The following is a 19,980-nucleotide window of genomic DNA, read 5'->3' on the forward strand; positions in this document are numbered from 1 at the left end:
GTGGATTTCCATGAATTACTTTCCCAAGTAAGGAAAACACGCCCTTCCAGACAAGTTAGCCGCGGGTCCCTAGCATGGAGCCTGATTCATCAGTTTCGGCGACCGGCATCGCCGGGCTTATGGCGGAGGTGTCATGGAGGATCATCGCGGCGGCCCAAGGATGGGGTCCTATCAGAGTAAATCAAATCGGGGGGTTTCCCTCAGGTTGGTTTACATGGAGCAGTCCGGGCTGTCCCTTGCTGTCCTCTTCCCAGGGAAAGGTCTGCCGAGGATTGTTCACTGGGGCGATCCGGTGGCCGATCCGCAGGCCCTTCTGGGAACCTACGATGCCCTGGCCCCGCAGCGGATCTCGGGAGGCCTGGACCTGACGGCTTGGCCCAGCATCCTCCCGACCCAGTCCGAGGCTTGGACCGGACAGCGCCGACTGTGTGTCAGTCGTGGTGGTGTTGAGGTCTTTTGCTGCTTCCAGGTGGAATCAGTCGATCTGGGTACAGCTCCGGTCCTGTCCGAGGACTTGACTGCACCGACTTTGACGGTCCGGGCTTGCGACCGGGATCAGGGCGTGGCACTGACCTGGCGTTGCCAGGTGCTGTCGTCCGGTCTGGTCAGGCAGCGTGCGGACCTGTTCAACATGGATGCGGTCAAAGATTTGGATGTCAACGGCTTGGAGCTGGCTTTTCCTTTGCCGGCTGAGGCGACCGAGATTCTGACCACCACCGGTCACCACCTGCGCGAGCGCAGTCCGCAACGCCAGCCCTTGACCGTAGGCCGTCTGGAGCGTCCAAGCCTGGTGGGTCGGCCGGATTTTGATTCCTCCCTGCTCATGTGTGCTGGTCGACCCGGGTTCGGATTCGAGCATGATGAGGTATACACGGTCCACTTGGGCTGGAGCGGCAATGGTCTGCTCAGCGCCGAGCGGATTCCTTCGGCTCCCGCCTTGTTGGGCGGCGGTGAGATTCTGATGGCCGGGGAGATCACGCTTCCTCCTGCTGGCGGTCATTCCGACCAGCCGGCGTATTCCACGCCCTGGCTCTATGGTTCCCGGGGCAAGGGGCTGGACCAGGCGGCCAATAGGTATCATGCTTTCCTTCGGTCCCTACATCCTGGGTTGGCCTCACGTCCCAGGCCCGTCACCCTGAACACCTGGGAGGCGGTCTACTTCGACCAGTCCTATGACAAGCTGGCCGCCCTGGCCGAGCAGGCGGCCCGTATAGGCGTGGAGCGCTTTGTCGTTGATGACGGATGGTTCCAGGGCAGGCGTTCGGATGAGGCCGGGCTGGGGGACTGGTCCATCGATCGGCAGGTATGGCCCGAGGGGCCTAAGAGCCTGGAAGCCCTGGCCGCCAGGGTGCATCAGCTGGGAATGGAATTCGGCCTCTGGTTCGAGCCCGAGATGATCAGTCCGGACTCAAACGTCTTCCGCGATCATCCTGACTGGGCCCTGTCCCCGGGGCCTTCCCGGCTGCCTGTCGAAGGCCGCAACCAGCAGGTCATGGATCTGACCAATCCCGATGCCTATGCCCATGTGTTCGATGCCATGGACTCGCTCATTGCGCTTATGGGCATCGACTACATCAAATGGGACCATAATCGTTATGTGACCGAGGCCTGCTCTCCCCGGTCAGGACGTCCTGCCGTGCATGCGCAGACCGAGGCGGTCTATGGAATCATGCGTGACCTGAAAACCAGGCATCCCGGCTTGGAGATTGAGTCCTGCGCTTCAGGGGGCGCCCGCATCGATCTGGGCGTATTGCAATATGCCGACAGGGTCTGGGTCTCGGACTGCGTTGATCCGGTCGAGCGGGCCGACATCCAGAGGTACACATCCCTGCTGGTGCCGCCGGAGATGATGGGTGAGCATGTGGGTGATTCCCCGTCTCATACCACAGGCCGCGCCACCTCGCTCGGTCTGCGTGCGGCCACGGCTTTCTTCGGACATATGGGCGTGGAGTGGAACCTGCTCGCTGTACCCCAGGATCAGCTGGATGAGCTGGGGCGGTGGATCGATCTGTATAAGCGGTGGCGGCTGATGCTGCACACCGGGCATGTAGTCCACGGCGACGCACCGGACCCTGCAGTCCGCTTGGATGGGGTGGTCTCTGCTGACGGCTCTCAGGCGCTCTACCGCTTCACCCAGTTGACCTCTTCGGTCAATTACCCTCCGCAACCTCTGGCGCTACCCGGCCTTGATCCCGGTGCTGATTACCGGGTCAGGCCCTTGGATGTCTGCTGTGACCTGGATCGGATCGGCAACGGGCAAAGCCCTCTGACCTGGTGGCGTCCCCAAGGCGTGGTCCTCCCGGGTGCGGCCTTGGGCGCTCAGGGAATCCGGCCGCCGGTCATCCACCCGGCGGAGGCAGTGATCTTTGAAGCGAGCCGTAGCTGACTCCGTCCAGTCGTTTCCCGATTCATTCGGGCTTATCGGCCTCTTCGGGACCCTGCAGGTACCGGGCGATTGCTCTGGCAGCGGGGGCTTGGGCCCAGCGGAGCCAGTCGCCGTCAATGATTTTCACGGGGACCTCGACCATCTGGCTGTGGCGGAATGAGGCCGTGCCCTTGCGTACGGATTCGATGCATCTCTTCATCAAATATGAAGTCTCCCCGCCCACCAGAACCTTGTCGGGCAGGGCCACGTTGGCCACCAGGGCGATCAGCACCCCTAGCCGATAGCCGGTCAGATTGAGCAGGGTCTCCGCCTGCGGCATGTCCTCCTCCAGGTCTTTGACCAACCTGTCAAGGCTGGCGGCCCGCCCGATGGCATGCGAGTACTGTTCAGCCAGGGAACCTGTAGTCAGGCACTGGGCGCAGCCGCGATGGCCCAAATAGCAGACCGGCCCATCCGGATCCACCAGCTGATGGCCAATCAGCCCAAAACCCTCATCCGGCGAGGAGACGGGCACGCCGTGCTCGCTTAAGGCATAGCCAATGCCGGATCCCATGGTGATCAGAGCGAATCGGTCCAGCCCGATGCCCTCGCCAAACCATCCTTCGTACAGGGCCAGGGCATCGAGGTCATTGAAGACCAGACAAGGCAGATCACATGTGTTCTCCATCTCGCTTGCAAGATTAACGGGTTCGCTCCAATGCAGGAAGGGGGCATAGGTGACGACCCTGTCTCCCTCCGCTCGTCCGCCCAGGGAGATGGCCAGGCCGGAGGGGCTGGGCAGTCCGGCCTGGCTGATCTCGCGCACGCAATCCTGAGTAAGGTCTGACAGCATCCTTACGACCTGGCCCGGGCTCCGTTGCCGAATGTGATGACTGTGGGACCGGCCGACGGGTCGGCAGGCCAGGTCCGTCGCCGTGGCCAGCGCGGTGCCACCGTGAAGGTTTATGCCGATGAAGGTCTTGGCTTCCCGGCGGATGACCAGGGCCTGCTGCGGTCTGCCTACGCTACTGGGACTAAGCTTGCGGCCATCCTGTCTTCCTGGTTCGTCCGCCTGCAGCAGTGTGCCGGCTTCCCGGATGACCCCGAGATGGGTCAGATCGTTGGTGATGCGCGATACGGCGCCCTGGGTGAGGTTGAATCGCCGTGCCAGAGCCACTCTGGAGATCGGGCCGTGCTGGAGGATCTCGACGGCGATGCGGTGGGTGTATCTGGAGGCCGTGAACCAGGCCGGGAACGGCCGTGCTTCCCCTGGGCGGTCAGCGTCCTCGTGATGGTCTGATCCCCGGTTGTCTCTGTCGGCCACGGTGCCTCCTCACGGACAAACCCCTATACTGAACAGCCTACCTTAATTACTTTCTTAACGAAAGGAACTCGCCAGAGCTGGGAATGAAATATCCCGGTCCCCTATGCTGGTTCGCAGAATCATCTAGGTCGTTGTTGCCCGTGTGGATGGTAAAGGAGCCAAACATGAAGGATATTGGCAGTAAGGAAGGATCCGGGCTTGGTCGAATATCGGCCTGGATTCGCAACGGAGTCGCCTCACTCCTGGCTCTGTTGACTCTCGTGGCCATGGCGGGCTGCGGTTCCGCGGATTCAAACCTGGTCACTCTGGATTTCTTCCAGTTCAAGTTCGAGGCCGCCGACCAGTTCAAGGCCATGGTGGCGCAATTCGAGAAGGAGAATCCCGACATCAGGGTGAACATCAACAATTCGGCCGACGCCCAGACGGATTTGCGCACCCGTCTGGTCAAAAACCGGGTGCCTGATGTCATTACCTTCAACGGTGATATCAGCTTCGGCATGTTCGCGGCATCCGGGGTCTTCCATGATTTCACCGACGATCCCCTGGTCAAGGAGCTCAACCCGGGCATGGTGTCGATAGCCAGGAATCTGGTCCAGACCAAGGATCCTTCGGCCAAGCGCCTGTATGGCCTGCCCTTTGCCGGCAACGCCAGCGGGTACATATACAACAAGACGCTTTGGCGAAAGGCGGGGGTCGACCCTGACAATCCGCCGCGCACATGGTCGGAGTTCACGGCAGTCATGGACAGGTTCAAGGATCAGGGCATCGAACCTGTGCAGGGCACTCTCTCCGATTCCTGGACCGCCCAGGCTCCCTTGGCGTCTCTGGCAGGTACCCTGGTCCCTGAGAGCAGGTACAGGGATCTTCTGGCTGGGAAAACCGATTTCAAGACCCTGTGGACACAGCCGGCCCGGCGCGAGGTCGAGCTCTTCAGCCATTCCACCGGCGACAAGGGCGTTACCTACCAGCAGGGCACTCAAAACATGGCCAAGGGCAAGGTGGCGATTCTTCCCCTGGGAACATACGCCATACCGCAAATCAGGATGATTAATCCGGATGTGGACCTCGGATTCGCCCAGATGCCTGCGAATGATTCCCCCTCCCGGCAGATACTGACGGCTGGTGACGATGTCATGCTGACCATGGGTGCCACCACCAAGCATCCCAAGGAGGCCATGCGGCTGATCCGTTATCTGATGCGGCCCCGGCAGCTGCGCACGTATGCAAAAGCCCAGACGGCCTTCACGCCGACCAGAAAGGTGGAGGCAGGCGATCCGGCCCTGAACGGGGTTCTTCCCTTCTTCCAGCAGAACCGACTGGCCGACTTCTGCGACCATTACATTCCCTCTTCCATCAATATCGGCGGCTACCTGCAGACCATGGTCACCAAGGGGGATGTGGATGGCTTCATCGGTTCCATGCAGAACGAATGGGACAAGGTCCAGGCAAGGAACTTCCAATGATGAAAGGTCGGGATTCATACATGACACAATCCAAGGTCGTCGGCATCCGTACTGCTGACGAAGCAGCCAAGGCCGGAAAACGGCCTTCAAGGTTCTCCAACCGCAAGGTGGACCGCGCCTTCTACTGGATGGCTGTCCCTGCGGCACTGATCTTCACGCTCTTCCTCTATGTGCCCTTCCTCCAGGGTGTGGCCTACTCCTTCACGAATTCGCAGGGATACGGGCGCTATTCGTGGATCGGTTTCAGGAATTACGGCGCCCTCTTCCGTGACGGCCGCGTGGGCCACGCTTATCTGTTCACTCTGCTGATCGCCATTCTGATCACCCTGTTGGTCAACTTCATCGCCCTGTTCATCTCGGTGGCGCTGAATGGAAGGATCGCCTTCAAGAACGGGTTCCGGGTCATCTATTTCATCCCCTACACGCTCTCGGTTCTGGTCATCGGCTATGTCTTCAAGTACATCTTCATGACGCCCCTGCCGGCTCTGGGCAAGGCCCTGGGCATCGGTTGGCTCTCCCAGTCCCTGCTGACCAGCGAGCACTATGCATGGATCCCCATCGTCTTCCTCTCGGTCTGGCAGGCGGTGGCGTATTCAACACTGATATATCTGGCGGGTCTGCAGACCATCGACTCGGAGGTCTATGAGGCCGCATCCATCGATGGCGCCAACGAGTGGCAGAAATTCTGGAGGATCACCTTCCCCCTGATCGGCCCATTCTTCACCATCAATCTGGTGCTGACTCTGAAGAATGCCTTCAACACCTTCGATCAGGTGGTGGCCCTGACCGCAGGGGGACCGGATTCCAAGACCGAAACAGTCACCTACCTCATCTACAAGGGCGGCCTTACCGGAGGGGAGTACGCCTACCAGACAGCGAACGCGGTCATGTTCTTCATCGTCCTGGCCGTGATTGCGTTCATCCAGCTGGGCATTTCCAGAAGAGGGGAGAAGATCTGAGATGGCACAGACAGCGCTTATGCAGCCGCAGACACCGGCACGATCAGCAGGAAGAGGGGGAAGGCGGCATGGGGGATTCCCGGGGTCGCGCCTCAAGAGGGTCAACTGGTGGCTGACGGCCACCGTGGCTGTCCTCTCCCTGACGATTCTCGTGCCGCTCTACTTCACCGTGGTCACGGCTCTGAAGACCCCTGCGGAGGCCGGAACCTTCAGCCTGCCCTCTTCCTGGCAGTGGCACAATTTCGCCGATGCCTGGAACAAGGTCAACTATCCCAAGGCCGCGCTGAATTCGGCCATCGTCACGGTCTGCGCAGTGGCACTCACCCTGCTGACCAACACCTTCGTGGCCTATGCCGTGGCCAGGAATATGGACAAGCGCTTCTTCCGCTTCCTCTACTACTTCTTCATCGCGGCCATGTTCGTCCCCTTCCCCGTGGTCATGCTTCCCATCGCCAAGCAGTTCGGCAGCTGGCACCTGGACAACGTACCCGGTCTGATCCTGCTCTACGTGGTGTTGGGCCTGGGCACCAACCTCTTCATCGCCACGGGGTTCATCCGATCCATCCCCACCGCTCTTGAGGAGGCCGCCCGCCTGGATGGCGCAGGCACCTGGAGGATATTCTGGACCATCATCTTCCCCCTGATGGGTCCGATCAATGCGACCATCGCCATCACCACGGCCCTCTGGGCCTGGAACGATTTCCTCATGCCGCTGATCGTTTTGACGGATCAGACCAGCCAGACCATCCCTCTGGCGCAGTATGTCTTCAGCTCCCAGTTCGCCACCAACTACCCGATGGCCTTCTCCAGCTACCTGATGGCCCTGGCGCCCATCCTGATCGTCTACCTGTTTGCGCAGAAGTGGGTCATCAGCGGCGTCATGAGAGGAGCTGTCAAGTAGCCCCGCCATGACAGGCAGTCAGGTCAGCCTATAGTGGAGGTCACAGAACAAGGAAGTCCCAGGAACCCAATCTTCGTGAGGAGGACCATGACCCAGGAAGAACGCATGCAGCTGCCCGATCGGGTACGGACCAACGGAGCCACCCCCAATCCCTGGTGGGCCAACGCGGTGGTCTATCAGATCTATCCGCGGTCCTTCCAGGACACCAACGGTGATGGCTACGGCGACCTGCCGGGCATCACGCAGCGGCTGGACTACCTGGCCGATCTGGGCGTGGACGTGATCTGGCTCAGTCCGGTCTACAAGTCCCCCCAGGACGACAACGGCTACGACATCGCCGATTACCAGGACATTGACCCCATCTTCGGCACCATGGACGATATGGACGAGCTTCTGGACCAGGCCCACCGGCGGGGGATCAAGGTGGTCATGGACCTGGTGGTCAACCACACCTCGGATGAGCACGCCTGGTTCCAGGCCTCCCGCAACAAGGAGGACCCACACGCCGACTGGTACTGGTGGCGGCCCGCCAAGGCCGGCCACGAACCCGGCACCCCTGGTGCAGAGCCCAACCAATGGGGGTCCTACTTTGGAGGCTCCGCCTGGCAGTACGATCCGCAGCGCGGCGAATATTACCTGCACCTGTTCTCCAGGAAGCAGCCCGACCTCAACTGGGAGAACCCCCAGGTCCGGCAGGCCGTCTTCGACATGATGAACTGGTGGATGGACCGGGGCATCGACGGATTCCGCATGGATGTGATCGTCATGATCTCCAAGACCGTCGACTCCGAGGGCCGCCTGCCCGGCGAAGACGGATCGGCCATTGCTGACGGCCCCGTGGGGCCTGAGGGGTACTCGTCCTCGGTGCCCTTCTGCGTGGACGGCCCCAGGCTGGATGAGTTCCTCCAAGAGATGCGCAGCCAGGTCTTCCAGAGTCGGCAGGGTTACCTGACCGTGGGGGAGGCTCCCAGTCTGGCGCCTGCCCGCAGCGGGCAGATCACCGACCCGGCCAACCACGAGCTGGACATGCTCTTCCTCTTCACCCAGACCGAGGTTGACACCGGGGACAGCAAGTGGGACATCCGTCCCTTCCGGGTTCCCCGGCTCAAGGCTGCCATGGACGAGCAGCAGCAGGCTGTGGCCAAGGCCGGATGGGCCAGCCTCTACTTCGACAACCACGATCAGCCCAGGATCGTCTCCCGCTGGGGCGACACATCCAGCGAGGAACTGCGCTCGCGTTCGGCCAAGGCCCTGGGGCTCCTCCTGCACATGCACCGGGGGACCCCCTACATCTATCAGGGCGAGGAGCTGGGCATGACCAATGCCGGCTTCACCAGCCTCGACCAGTACCAGGATCTGGAGTCCATCAACCTCTACCATCAGCGGGTCGATCAGGCGCACGAGCAGGATCCGGAGTCCATGATGGCCGCCCTGGCCTATATGAGCCGCGACAACGCCCGCACCCCCATGCAGTGGGACTCCACCAAGTTCGCCGGCTTCACGGCTCCATACGCTCCCAAGGAGCCCTGGCTGGCCGTCAATCCCAATAGGGACAAGGTCAACGCCAAGACCGAGCTGCGTGACCCGGACTCGGTCCTGGCCTTCTACCGGGAGCTGATCCGCCTGCGTCACACCAATCCGGTCGTAGCGGCCGGCGACTTCACCCTTCTGGATCCGGATGCGGACCAGATTTACTCATTCACCCGTTCCCTGGACCAGGCGCCCGAGCCCAAGTCGGGACCCGAGGCTGCCAGCGTTCTGGATGCCCTGCCCTGCCAGCGCCTTCTGGTTGTGGTCAATCTGAGCAGCCGCCCGGCCTCACTGCCGCCTGAAACCGCCGCACTTCTGGGCCTGGACCAAACCGGATTCACCTCCATGGCCCTCGGAGCGGTGGACCCCGATCGGATCCTCATATCCACCTACAGACCGGAGCAAACCGCCAGCTCCCTGCTGACCGGCCGCCTCTCCCCCTGGGAGGGCTTCGTCTACCGACTCTGAGGAAAACCCCGCCGTCGGCACGCTTTCCAGGCTAGAGTGGAAGTCAGCGATGCCCTGATGGGCCTGTGCGGACCGGTCGGGTCCGCGGGTCCCGGGGCGATGGGTTCGCGCTGTGGTCAATCCCGACGATTCCGGCGCGGACGGGAAAAGAAAGCGGGTTGCATGTCTCGTCTGATCATCGTCTCCAACCGTTTGCCCATGTCCTTGCAGGCACAGGAGGACGGTTCTTACACCTTGCGCCAGAACGTGGGGGGACTGGCCACGGCCATCGGCCCCTACCACCGTTCCCATAAGGACTGCCTCTGGATCGGCTGGAGCGGCATCGATCCTCAGAAGTACTCGGAAAAGGAGCTGGACCGCATCCGTCAGGCCTACCGGGAGAGCCGGTGCATTCCTATATTCCTGAGCAAGGAGGAGCTGAACGGATACTACGCCGGGTTCTCCAACAACACCCTCTGGCCGCTCTTCCATGACTTCTCGCATGAGGCCGTCTTCCGCCAGGAGGACTGGGAGATGTACCGCAAGGTCAACATGCGTTTCGCGCAGGTGGTGGAGCCGCTCATCCGCAAGGGCGACACCATCTGGGTCCAGGACTACCACCTGATGCTCCTGCCCAAGATGTTGCGCGAACGTTACCCCGATGCCTCCATCGGCTGGTTCCTGCACGTGCCCTTCCCCAGCGCCGAGATCTTCCGCTCCCTGCCATGGAGCCGCGAGATCCTGGAGGGTGTCCTGGGCGCCAACCTGATCGGCTTCCATACGGTGGACTTCTCCGCCAGCTTCCTGGCTTCGCTGCACAGGCTGCTGCCCGAACTGCCGGTCAACCGGGACGGTGTGGTCGAAATGCCTGACGGCCACCGAGCAGCCATCGACGCCTTCCCCATCGGCATCGACTACAACCTCTACCGGCGTACCGCCCACTCCGGCCTGGCCCGGGCCATGCGTCGAGGAATCGACGAGGTCTGCGGCAAGTCCCCCCGTCATCGCTACCGCACCTCGGTGACTGCCGAGGGCGTGGCGGCCAACGAAGCCGCCACATCGGACGCCAACTGGTGGAGCCACTACATGGAGAAGGACATCCCCGAGTCCACGCTGGCCAAGCAGGCGGCTTCCTCGGTGGGCAGCCGCTCCAACAAGGTCATCGTTTCGGTGGATCGGCTGGACTACACCAAGGGTCTGCCCGAGCGGCTTCAGGCCTTCGGCCGCATGCTGGACAAGTACCCTGAGTGGGTGGGCCATGTCACCTACTACCTGCTGGCCACCCCCTCGCGTGAGGTCGTCGAGTCCTATCAGCGGCTCAAGGCCCAGGTGGACCAGTTGGTGGGGGAGATCAACGGCCGCTACTCCCTGCTGGCCTGGACCCCCATCCACTACATCACCCGTTCCCTGTCCATCAAGCCGGTCTGCGGCATCTACACGGCCGGCGACGTAGCCCTGGTCACCCCCCTGCGCGATGGGATGAATCTCGTGGCCAAGGAGTACCTGGCCTGCCATGACGGACGCGACGGCACCCTGGTCCTGTCGGACATGTGCGGGGCTGCCGACGAGCTGACCGATGCCTTCATCGTCAATCCCTACGATATCGACATGGTCTGCGAGGCCCTGCACAACGCCCTGGAGATCACCCCCGAGGAGTCCAAGCGGCGCAACATCCGCATGCAGGCCCGACTCAAGGTGCGCACCGCAGCCAACTGGTGCACCTCGTTCCTCGACTCCCTGAGGCAGGTGTCCACTCCGGGCATGACGGACAGGAGGCTGCGTATGGATCACCACAACGCCATCGTTCATCAGTGGGACGGCGCCCATCGTCGTCTGGTCCTGTGCGACTATGACGGGACACTGACCCCGCTTGTTCGCCGTCCTGAGCGGGCCAAGCCCACCCAGGCCCTTCGCCGCCTGCTGACCCAGGTGGGGAGCAATCCCGATGTGGACTTCCTGCTGGTCTCCGGCCGCAGCCATCAGATCATGCAGGACTGGTTCGGTGACCTGCCGGTGGGGCTGATTGCCGAGCATGGCGCCTGGAACCGCAACCTGCCCGGCAGCGACTCGAACGAGTGGCAGCGGGCGAAAGGCCTGCCCGACTCCGATACCTGGCAGAAGGTGATCCGGCCCATCATGGACGAGTCGGCCACCAGGGTCCCCAACTCCTTTGTGGAGAGCAAGTCCGATGCGGTGGCCTGGCATTACCGGATGAGCGATGCCCAGGTGGCCGACCAGGAGCGTCAGGATCTGCTCCATCGCCTGCGCGGAGTAGTGGTCGGCCTGGGGTTGATGATCATGGAGAACTCCAAGGTCGTCGAGGTCACCCCTGTGGCCACCAGCAAGGGCCAGGCCATCCTGCCCTTCGCCAACAGCGGCGACTACGACTTCATGATGGCCCTGGGCGACGATGAAACGGACGAGACCATGTTCGCCGTCATGCCTGATACGGGCTGGACCATCAAGGTCGGGCCCGGCCAGACCAAGGCCCGGCTGCGGGTCAACGATCCGACCGCGGTCACTCTGCTGCTGGCCGACCTGGGTGCCGGTGTGGCCCGTGACGCTAATGAGCCCGTGGCATCCCACGACTTCCGCGACGACCATACCGTGGTCGACGAGGCGCATGCCCAGCTCACTGACGACAAGTAAGACAGACGACCGCAAGCCATCACCGGTGACCCCAGCCATCACCGGTGACTGTTCGTGAAGTCCGTCAAGTTCACGGGCGGGCTGGTGGCTCGCTTGGTTATCGGTCTGCTTGTTTCAGGTTTGCTCTCATGCTTGTCCGGTCTTCGGGTGACCAAACGTCTGATTACCCACATGTTTTTGTTTTTTGATAAGTTTGGGTGTCCACCATGTTGACGGCTGACCCCATTGGTCGGGTCCGGCCGACCATACTTGGAGCATGGATACTTCAACAATCACCGCCTGTATTCAGGCCGATCACGCCGCTGATCTGCGCAAAGCCGCCCAACGTCTGGAAGGTGTAGCCCGCCATACTCTTATCGAGCAATCCGATGACCTGGGTGCTCGGATTGGCCATCGCGTTCTGCTCAAGCCGGAGAATCTGCAACTGACCGGATCTTTCAAGATTCGCGGAGCTTACAACAAAGTGGCCTCCTTGGATCAGGACGAGCTGGACCGCGGCATCGTCACCGCTTCCGCTGGCAATCATGCCCAGGGGGTGGCTTTTGCCGCACGCAGCCGTGGCGCGAAGGCCACGATTGTCATGCCCCGAATCACGCCGCCGCTCAAGGTCGATGCCACTCGGGCCTATGGTGCCGAGGTTGTCCTGCAGGGTGAGGTCTTCGATGAAAGCTCTGATTACGCCTTGGGTCTGGCACGTGATCGCGGCATGACCTTCGTCCCGCCTTTTGACGACTACGAGGTCGTCTGTGGTCAGGGGACCATCGCCATGGAAATTCTTCAGGATGTGCCCGATGTCACCGATATCGTGGTTCCCCTGGGTGGGGGCGGGCTGGGCGCCGGAGTGGCGCTCGCCGTAAAGACCTTCAAGCCAGACGTCAGAGTCATCGGAGCCACCCCGGTCGGATCTCCGGCCTGGCGTGAATCACTGACAGCTGGTCATGTGGTCGCAGCAGATCGGATGCGTACAGCCGCCGAGGGTGTTGCCGTCAGACGTCCCGGCGATCTGAACTATGCTCTGCTCAGCCGCTATATGGATGATCTGGTCCAGGTAACCGAAAGCGACATCTCCGAGATGATCCTATTCATGCTGGAGAAGCACAAACTGGTAGTCGAAGCAGCTGGCGCCGTCTCTCTTGCTGCGCTGGGCCAGTTGGATCTGCAGTCCGATGTCTTCCGGTCGGCTCCCGGGCCGCATGTGATCGTCCCCATCATCTCGGGCGGCAACATTGATACGGTCACCATGGGTGCCGTCATCCAGCGGGGGATGATCTCCCGCGGGCGCATCATGCAGTTCGGCGTGGAGTTGCCCGACGTACCTGGCCAGCTGGTCAAGGTGGCCACGGTCCTGGCCGATCTGCGCGCCAATGTGATCGAGCTCAACCACGACCAGTTCAAATCCTCCGGCCACTATGACAACGGCGTGCTCTTGGAGGTGACTGTGGAGACCAACGGCCCCGATCACATCACCCAGATCCTGGATACCTTGCGCAGTCGAGGCTTCCAGGTCCATCAGAACTACTGAGCACTATGTCCCGATTGGATCCGGTGCCTGTGCCTGGCATCCGATGTTCGGGGACAATGATGGACAATGATCATCGCCGAGAGAACAGTCGGAATCGCCGATGCCTTTGCTGGGCTTGGCTGATGAGACTTGCTGGTTCTTAAAGGATCAATCTATGGCGATTCTCGTGCTGCCTTGCGTCTCATCACAGTCGAAGTCCCTTCCCCGGAGTCGCCACGGTCTGCGGGTGGAGGACGTGGGTGTAGGAGGACGTGGGTATATCAGCCTATTTCGATGATCGACGTACAGATTTGCTTTATTTCCTCATTGTGTGTTGAGATGATGACGGCAGCGCCTTGTTGGGCAAGTTCGCACAGTATGCGTATTACGACGTTGGCGTTGTCCTGATCCAGCGCAGATGTCGGCTCGTCTGCAAGAATGACATTCGGCTGTTTGAGCAGGAGCCTAGCGAGGGCGATTCTCTGTTGTTCCCCGCCCGATAGGGTGTAAATCTTTTTCTTCTGCGAGCCATTCATTCCGACGATGTCAAGTACTCTGCCGATTCGTTCGTCCCGTTCCTTGCGATGCTCGCGCTTCTTCATTTTGAGGGGAATCTGCAGGTTATGCGACACGTTCCACTGTTCGACAAGACCATAGTTCTGGAATAGAAATCCTATGTTTTCGCGAAGACACACTCGCTGCCCCTTCCGGCTCTTATGCAAATAACCGGAGCGGAATGTCCCTTCGTTGTAAGTGACCGATCCTTCATCGAAGTCCTCCAACAAGCCGACGCAGTTGAGCAGGGTCGTCTTGCCTGCACCGGACGGCCCGCTCACTGCGATTATGGAACCAGGTCCAGCGTCGAAGGACAGTCTCGACCATAACGTGTGTTCCGCAAATTTCTTGGTAAGTCCTTCGACCTTCAATGTCGGCTGCCTGCCTGCGTCTGTCATATGCATCTCCCTCCGCACCGTGGATTCACGGGCGTTTAATGTCGTCAGCACGGAACCTTGATTCGTATACCGATACGGTAATGGCCATGATGAGGCTGGATACAGCGAAGAGCAGTGTTCCAGCCACCAGATCCGTAACCTTGTTCATCGAGCCGATAATGCCGACTGCCATGAGGGTCAGCAGCATCCCAATATTCTGCATGATAAGAAAGCTTCCATGTCTTCTGAAAAACCCGTATCCATGGATGAATTGAACGAAGGAGAGTCTGCGTCGTCTTGCACAATACGCGGCCGAGCACACAAGGATGGCCATCATGGCAGCGGCCAGACCGAACGATATGGCTATGATGTCCCCGCGTTGCTCGTTGCGGGATAATGACAGCGTATACGCCACTGAGTCTTTGGCGTTATCAATACCCTGGAAGTATCCGGAGATTCCATAATGGTCCAGCTTGCTTTGCAGGAGTTCCGGATCGGAGAACAATACACTATCTCTTGATGTGTATGACAGGTATCCCATGGGGCTGATCAACCTCGACGATGGGGATGTGACGGCTACCACTGGATCTTTCAAAGACAGCTTCTGCTGATCTTCCGCAGGCATGAACTGCGTTCCCGAGAAGAGGGATATGTCTTGGCCCGAACGTGTGCGGACCAGGACACCATGGGGGTTGCAGGAATATGGTTTCTGTTTCCGGGCGACATCCTCTTGGCACATTCCCTTGAAATGTTCGGTGTATTTCTTCAACAAAGCCCTGGGGTCCCCTTTATATGATGAAGGCACCAGGAGTGTGAAAGCGCCGATATCTTTTCCAACCACCCTGACCGGTTTCCCATCAAGCCCGGCAATGGGTTGTTTGTCAAGATAGTTCGGGCTCACTATCATCGAATCGGATCCGTCCGGTTCGTAAGGATCATCGTAATAATCGGAGCCAAATTTATTATACCCGACCAGCATCGCCTTCCCCCTGCCGTCAAGATCCTCGATCACTTTCATCAGGGAAGGCGCTGTACGGAGATTATCCTCGTGTGGGGTGTTGGTGTTGACTGACAATCTGAGGACATATTGATCCGAGATGCGAGACCACTGAGCCAAGGACCGGCTGGTGCTCTGTATCGCGCCGATTCTATTCAGGGACCCGCTGATGGTGCCAAAGAGAACAGCCACCACCATGAACTGGGCAAAACCCGCGATGATGCCATCACGGAGTTCGTTGCCCTCTCCGTTGAGAACGGCGGGTATTCGATCGCGGAACGTACTGGCACCGCCTAAAGCCAACGCCAGGAAGACAAGATACGCCGTCAATACAGCCACGGCGATCAACAGCACTCGAAGGAGTCGCCAAATCTGGTGGAAGCCGTTGACAAGCCAGAGGAAAGGCAATCCCACCAAAGCAATCGTCATCAATCCCACGGCGAGCGTGGCGAGCAGTGGAACCAGCTCGCCGACGAGTATCCTTCCGCTGGTATAACCGTGCATCGCTTTGACCGCATGTATCTTCCTGTTCCTGGACAGGGAATACGCGGTGGACACCACCAATGTGATGGCGATGATAGCGACTCCCGCCCAAAGGCCACCCTTCCCTAACGCGTATATCATCGCAGCTATCCAGAGGCCTCGTGATTCGTCAACCACTATCCGGGAACGTGACAAAGCCTTGGCGAGCTGTTCCATATGCGACCTATCCGCATTGGTCGCATACCTTCCGCGCAAGTCCTGGGTGGTAATCTCCTCAAAAGAAACTACTTTCGTTGACTGGTCACGCGTTGAAAAGGAAGGATAATCGTACCCTCCATTTCGTTGAAAAGACTTTTGGTCACCCACAAAGGCCACGAGAACACGAGACTTCATTGAGTCGCGAAATGAAGGTTGGATCTTGAAGACATTGATCCCCAAAGTTTTTGAAGCTTGGGCAATCGCACGCACAGCATCCGCCTTTGTCGCGGTATCAACCCTCTCGACGGTGAAAGAGGTACCAGTACCCGCAGGAAGCTCTTGGTCGATAGTGATAAGCATCTCGAATGTCACCACCATGGTGAGAATCAAGGAAGCCCAAATCGTCAACCGTTGAATCCAGTGAATTCGCAAATCACCTCACCCAAACTTCCTCATAGTTTTCTCCTTTGAAAACAAACATGAGGCGAAAAACTCTCCGCCGTTGGCTATTCTACTCCACAAATACCGCTAACTCATCCCGGCCTATCACACACTGAGACCACTCTTATGCCACTGACACCGATGTGGAATCCGAACCGGTACGATGACGCTGACCACTCCTGGGACAATACCCCTGCCGGAGTTCGGACAACACACCCAAGACCAGTTTGCTTGGTTGCACTCACACCACGAGCATGGGATGTTTTAGTGGATGCAGTGCGGAATCATGCAGAGAATGCCTCTGCTGATGACACTGGCGGGGATAGTGGAGGTCAGCCAGTTGCGGATCTGCTGCCGGTCGAGCCGGTCGCCCATCCGTCCGATCTGCTCGCCCTGCAGCCTGAAGACCCGCTCGTTCACGTGCTGCTGCCCGTCGTGCATCTTCCTGAGCTGTGTTTCGTTCCTGCTGGACGGTTGCTCCACGCTCTTCTCGAACGCCTTGTAGCCAGAGAGGATGACCTTCCTTGAGGCCTCGTTCTGCCTGTCGCCTGAGTCCTCTGATCGCTGCAAGCCGGTCAGCAGCATCTGGTTGGCTGTCCCGTCGTGGAGGTTATCGCCTCCAACTGCTCCTTGAGGTTCAACTGGCTGCTGGAGGTGAGCTGTATCTGCGCGCTCCGGTAGTTCCTGAGCTCCTCGAGCACCTGCCTCGTCTCGCGCCAGTCGTGCGCTCAGGTCCTCCTCGTTGCTCTGGTTCGGGTTCTCGTCCATGTCTCCTTGTTTCGTCCAGCAGCGATTGCAGTTCCCCGGCCACGCTCTTAATCTGTTCGCGCAGCTTCTCGATGAGCGTCTCCCCAATGACCGCGAAGCGAAGTCATCCACCGTCAAAATCAAAATCATAAATTCAAGTTTTCTAGCACAGGTATATAGGAGATCCCTTGTTAGCCTTACTGCGAGTAAGCTAAGAGGGTTTTGTGCATTCAAAGTCCCCCAAACCCCTCTTTCCGTACTGTGCTTAGTGCTATACGAGAACTCGGTGCGAACCTGACCATCACTGCAGCACAGCCAATGTCCACCAACTCATAACACACTGCCTGTTATTACATATTGATGATCGGGTCGTTTTATAGGTTCCTTGTGCTTTAAGACAATGACATCCGGAAGCAGATCAATCTCAGCAACGAGAAGATTGAACCTCTTTACCTGTTCCTGCCCGCTTCTGGATGAAGTCCGCCAGGACGGGGCGAACCAACGCCGAGGAGGTATGCAGGTTCTCCTCCCGAGCGATGCGGGTCAGAGCGGCCTTCATGGTCGCGTGACTTTCACGCGTAGTTCCATGTTGGCGGGTCGGTGCTCCTCTTCGCGGGGCCGGCCGGCGAAGATGCCCATCAAATCCTTGTCCGTCAGGGCCGGAGCACCGGGATCCCTGTACACCGCAGTCCCCGGCGCGGGCTTCAGCTCGCCCCGGTCAGCCATTGCATCAAGCCCCTCGCTTGTATAGCTCACCTGCGTTTTCCTTTCTTTTTATCGGGAGACGCCATCCCCAGGCCAAACAGTCGGGTATGGCGGGTCATTCAGCAAACCGCCATCATCTGCGATGTAGCAAATGCCTCCACCTGTCGGTGACGGGGATGGCGTGGAATGCATGCAGAAAGCCATCCGCACGCCTCGCCACAATCATCTCGATAGCGTATAGAGCGAGCCTCCTTCACGCCTGAAACCGAACCAGCCAGACCACGGTGACCACGCATGAGGACATTCCAGGATATTCGGCACTCCCCGGCTTGATTGTCTACGGTCAGAGGAAGTTTCGCCCTGCCTGGTGCGTCATGATGGCCCAGCTAGTTCGCCGGATGCGGTCACTATTAAGCGGCCGTTTCTTTTCCCGATGAATTTGGGTTCGTGATCAAGTCTTTCAGGCGAGTTTGAGCTCGGCTAATACACGTTTAATCTACTTGGTGACTATCTGAGAGCCAGATTCTATGTCGGAAGCGTCGGAGCTCTGTTTGGGCAAGGCGTTTTAGGCTTATGGCTCTACTAAAAGTATGCTATCGGGCATGAAGAGGCTCCGCTGGGATGTATAGCTGGAAGCCAGTGGGGTGCCCGCTGATCATTGTGGCGTGGCTATGGGTGTTTTGGAGCAAAGAATCGACTCTATCGGTGCTGCGAATAGGTGGGGAGATGGGACGGGGGCGAGTTGGATGCAGAGGGGCGGGGGGAGCGCGGTTATTCCTGTTCCACTTTCATGGGCCCTATTGGTATCCGGTCCCAGTCCTCGTCGGCGCTGATAAGGGCATGTCCAGGGCATCAGAGCTTTGCTCGGGCGGGAAGACTTCGGTTTCCGGAGTCGATTCGCTGTCCTTCTTCTGGGGCAGGGGTTCGCTACCTGATGCAGAGTATCCGCGTGTTAGGGGTGCCGGTGTTCCAAAACGACGCTGACAGGGGACCGGTACAGGCGGAGTCTGTCTGTAGTGAGACGGAAGACGGCGCAAGGATTGCCATAGCGGGCCCCACAGGTTCTTGCAGGATCCATCAGAAATCTGCAGATCGCAGATCTGTTCCAGCAATTGCGCGGGGCAGTCAGCGAATCAACCCTGTCCGGCGATGGTTTTGTCGACGAGTTTGGGCAGTGCCTCTTCGATGGGTTCGTGGATGAGTCGGGTTGCCAGAGAATCATACTGGGTTGAACCCATGTTCATGATGGTGATTGGCACACCTGCTTGGGCTGCCACCGGCACCAGTGAGGCCGCCGGATACACCTCCAAGGTGGAGCCGATCACCCAGAACTGATCGGCCTGGCTGGCTAGCCTCATGCTCTTTTCCATGGCTCCTTCGGGCAGGGCCTGACCGAAGTAGACCACATCAGTCTTGATGATGCCATTGCATGGCATGTCGCCCTGGTAGGGCATGGGCTTGTGGCAGTGTGGATCGGGCTCCTGATCAAGCTTGGCCATGATGTCGGCAGTCCGATATGCCTGGCCGCACTTCATGCAATGGGAGCTGCCGATGGTTCCGTGAAGGTTGACGATGACGTCCTCGGAGTTGCCGGCTTTCTCGTGGAGGGCATCGAAGTTCTGCGTAGCCAGCAGGTTCAGCATGCCTGCCTGCTCCAGCCTGGCCAGTGCCTTGTGGGCTACTCCGGGCTGGGCCTTCCAGACAGGCGACTCCTTCTGCCACCGCCATGAATACTCCCGCTGTTTCTTGTCGCTCATGAACAGGTCCAGGTCATAAACGTTCATCTGATCAGGATGCTTGGTCCAAACCCCGTCAGGCCCGCGGAAATCCGGTATGCCGGCGGAAGTCGAGATGCCCGCACCGGTCAGTACTGCAATTGTTGTGCTCATACACCCGTCTTACCATCTGTTAATAGACTCTATGAGTCGAAGACCGACATGGTGCGCGAATATGCACCTATATCAACATTGACGTCTGTGAGTTGTGGATGAGTGGCATTTGAGGGCAGAAAGAGAAACGCGCACTGGACATGGCTGCCTATGGCCAGAATTCAGAACGACCACGAAAGGGCTATGCTGACACGCCGACCCAGCTGTGGCCTGATTATTGCCTTGTGAATAAAATGTGTACATGAAGCAGGGACCGTGGGCTGAAGGCCCATCTTCGCGAGACTCAAAGTTAGAAAGGAGCATGAAACGACACGCCGTTTGAGGGCTTGTTATTGCTGGTTTTGAGGGTCTTTTCGGAAGGGCCGAGTTGCGTTTTGGCAGGCTCGTGGTAAGTTTATCTCTTGCTGCTCAACACGGCGGTTCTTCTTCCGGGAGGAAGTTGAATGGCT

At 59.3% G+C, this 19,980-nt stretch carries 13 protein-coding genes; 7 read left to right on the forward strand and 6 right to left on the reverse strand.

Translation table 11 applies throughout. The features are described 5' to 3' along the window. Positions 1 to 160: 160 nt before the first annotated feature. On the forward strand, positions 161 to 2,386 hold the full coding sequence (locus tag JF70_RS00470) for an alpha-galactosidase (RefSeq protein WP_045934866.1): 2,226 nt from the start codon (positions 161 to 163) through the stop codon (positions 2,384 to 2,386). 22 nt (positions 2,387 to 2,408) lie between these two features. Here the strand turns inward: JF70_RS00470 and JF70_RS00475 are convergent, their stop codons facing one another. After that, positions 2,409 to 3,689, reverse strand: coding sequence for an ROK family transcriptional regulator (locus JF70_RS00475; RefSeq protein ID WP_052690639.1), 1,281 nt, complete (start codon positions 3,687 to 3,689; stop codon positions 2,409 to 2,411). Between the two features lie 266 nt (positions 3,690 to 3,955). Between JF70_RS00475 and JF70_RS00480 the strand changes: the two genes are divergently transcribed. The 6 genes from JF70_RS00480 (at position 3,956) to ilvA (ending at position 13,160) form a co-directional block, all read left to right on the forward strand. Beyond that, positions 3,956 to 5,152, forward strand: coding sequence for an ABC transporter substrate-binding protein (locus JF70_RS00480; protein ID WP_420042880.1), 1,197 nt, complete (start codon positions 3,956 to 3,958; stop codon positions 5,150 to 5,152). A gap of 20 nt (positions 5,153 to 5,172) precedes the next feature. Further along, positions 5,173 to 6,111 carry a carbohydrate ABC transporter permease gene (locus JF70_RS00485; protein WP_045934892.1) on the forward strand — a complete coding sequence of 313 codons (939 nt, stop codon included), beginning with the start codon at positions 5,173 to 5,175 and terminating at the stop codon, positions 6,109 to 6,111. 1 nt (position 6,112) lies between these two features. Next, positions 6,113 to 7,012 carry a carbohydrate ABC transporter permease gene (locus JF70_RS00490; protein ID WP_231578752.1) on the forward strand — a complete coding sequence of 300 codons (900 nt, stop codon included), beginning with the start codon at positions 6,113 to 6,115 and terminating at the stop codon, positions 7,010 to 7,012. 87 nt (positions 7,013 to 7,099) lie between these two features. After that, entirely contained in the window at positions 7,100 to 9,010 is a 1,911-nt protein-coding gene (locus JF70_RS00495) for a glycoside hydrolase family 13 protein (protein WP_045934867.1), read from the forward strand. 162 nt (positions 9,011 to 9,172) lie between these two features. Continuing rightward, positions 9,173 to 11,638, forward strand: coding sequence for a bifunctional alpha,alpha-trehalose-phosphate synthase (UDP-forming)/trehalose-phosphatase (locus tag JF70_RS00500; RefSeq protein ID WP_052690640.1), 2,466 nt, complete (start codon positions 9,173 to 9,175; stop codon positions 11,636 to 11,638). 256 nt (positions 11,639 to 11,894) lie between these two features. Next, entirely contained in the window at positions 11,895 to 13,160 is a 1,266-nt protein-coding gene (ilvA, locus tag JF70_RS00505; RefSeq protein WP_045934868.1) for a threonine ammonia-lyase, read from the forward strand. A gap of 260 nt (positions 13,161 to 13,420) precedes the next feature. Here the strand turns inward: ilvA and JF70_RS00510 are convergent, their stop codons facing one another. The 5 genes from JF70_RS00510 to JF70_RS00530 all read right to left on the reverse strand — a co-directional run bounded on the left by JF70_RS00510 (position 13,421) and on the right by JF70_RS00530 (position 19,531). Next, the gene (locus JF70_RS00510; RefSeq protein WP_045934869.1) at positions 13,421 to 14,092 is read right to left on the reverse strand and encodes an ATP-binding cassette domain-containing protein; all 672 of its coding nucleotides are present in this window, start codon (positions 14,090 to 14,092) and stop codon (positions 13,421 to 13,423) included. A 25-nt stretch (positions 14,093 to 14,117) separates the two neighbouring features. Next, positions 14,118 to 16,139: a bacteriocin-associated integral membrane family protein gene (locus JF70_RS00515; RefSeq protein WP_197069069.1), complete on the reverse strand. Its 2,022-nt coding sequence runs from the start codon at positions 16,137 to 16,139 to the stop codon at positions 14,118 to 14,120. A 315-nt stretch (positions 16,140 to 16,454) separates the two neighbouring features. Continuing rightward, on the reverse strand, positions 16,455 to 16,958 hold the full coding sequence (locus tag JF70_RS00520; RefSeq protein WP_045934871.1) for a hypothetical protein: 504 nt from the start codon (positions 16,956 to 16,958) through the stop codon (positions 16,455 to 16,457). Between the two features lie 534 nt (positions 16,959 to 17,492). Continuing rightward, entirely contained in the window at positions 17,493 to 17,693 is a 201-nt protein-coding gene (locus tag JF70_RS00525) for a hypothetical protein (RefSeq protein WP_045934872.1), read from the reverse strand. Positions 17,694 to 18,775: 1,082 nt separating this feature from the next. Continuing rightward, entirely contained in the window at positions 18,776 to 19,531 is a 756-nt protein-coding gene (locus tag JF70_RS00530; RefSeq protein ID WP_045934873.1) for a Sir2 family NAD-dependent protein deacetylase, read from the reverse strand. Positions 19,532 to 19,980 lie beyond the last annotated feature (449 nt).

It is taken from the genome of Bifidobacterium mellis (assembly GCF_000967265.1).
GTDB classification, from domain to species: Bacteria; Actinomycetota; Actinomycetes; order Actinomycetales; family Bifidobacteriaceae; genus Bombiscardovia; species Bombiscardovia mellis.

What these genes read in the sequence shown, in the direction of transcription:
- JF70_RS00470 (WP_045934866.1), top strand. Translation starts at nt 161, where the DNA reads ATGGGGTCCTATCAGAGTAAATCAAATCGGGGGGTTTCCCTCAGGTTG.
- JF70_RS00480 (WP_420042880.1), top strand. Translation starts at nt 3,956, where the DNA reads ATGGCGGGCTGCGGTTCCGCGGATTCAAACCTGGTCACTCTGGATTTC.
- JF70_RS00485 (WP_045934892.1), top strand. Translation starts at nt 5,173, where the DNA reads ATGACACAATCCAAGGTCGTCGGCATCCGTACTGCTGACGAAGCAGCC.
- JF70_RS00490 (WP_231578752.1), top strand. Translation starts at nt 6,113, where the DNA reads ATGGCACAGACAGCGCTTATGCAGCCGCAGACACCGGCACGATCAGCA.
- JF70_RS00495 (WP_045934867.1), top strand. Translation starts at nt 7,100, where the DNA reads ATGACCCAGGAAGAACGCATGCAGCTGCCCGATCGGGTACGGACCAAC.
- JF70_RS00500 (WP_052690640.1), top strand. Translation starts at nt 9,173, where the DNA reads ATGTCTCGTCTGATCATCGTCTCCAACCGTTTGCCCATGTCCTTGCAG.
- ilvA (WP_045934868.1), top strand. Translation starts at nt 11,895, where the DNA reads ATGGATACTTCAACAATCACCGCCTGTATTCAGGCCGATCACGCCGCT.
- JF70_RS00510 (WP_045934869.1), bottom strand. Translation starts at nt 14,092, where the DNA reads ATGACAGACGCAGGCAGGCAGCCGACATTGAAGGTCGAAGGACTTACC.
- JF70_RS00520 (WP_045934871.1), bottom strand. Translation starts at nt 16,958, where the DNA reads ATGGACGAGAACCCGAACCAGAGCAACGAGGAGGACCTGAGCGCACGA.
- JF70_RS00530 (WP_045934873.1), bottom strand. Translation starts at nt 19,531, where the DNA reads ATGAGCACAACAATTGCAGTACTGACCGGTGCGGGCATCTCGACTTCC.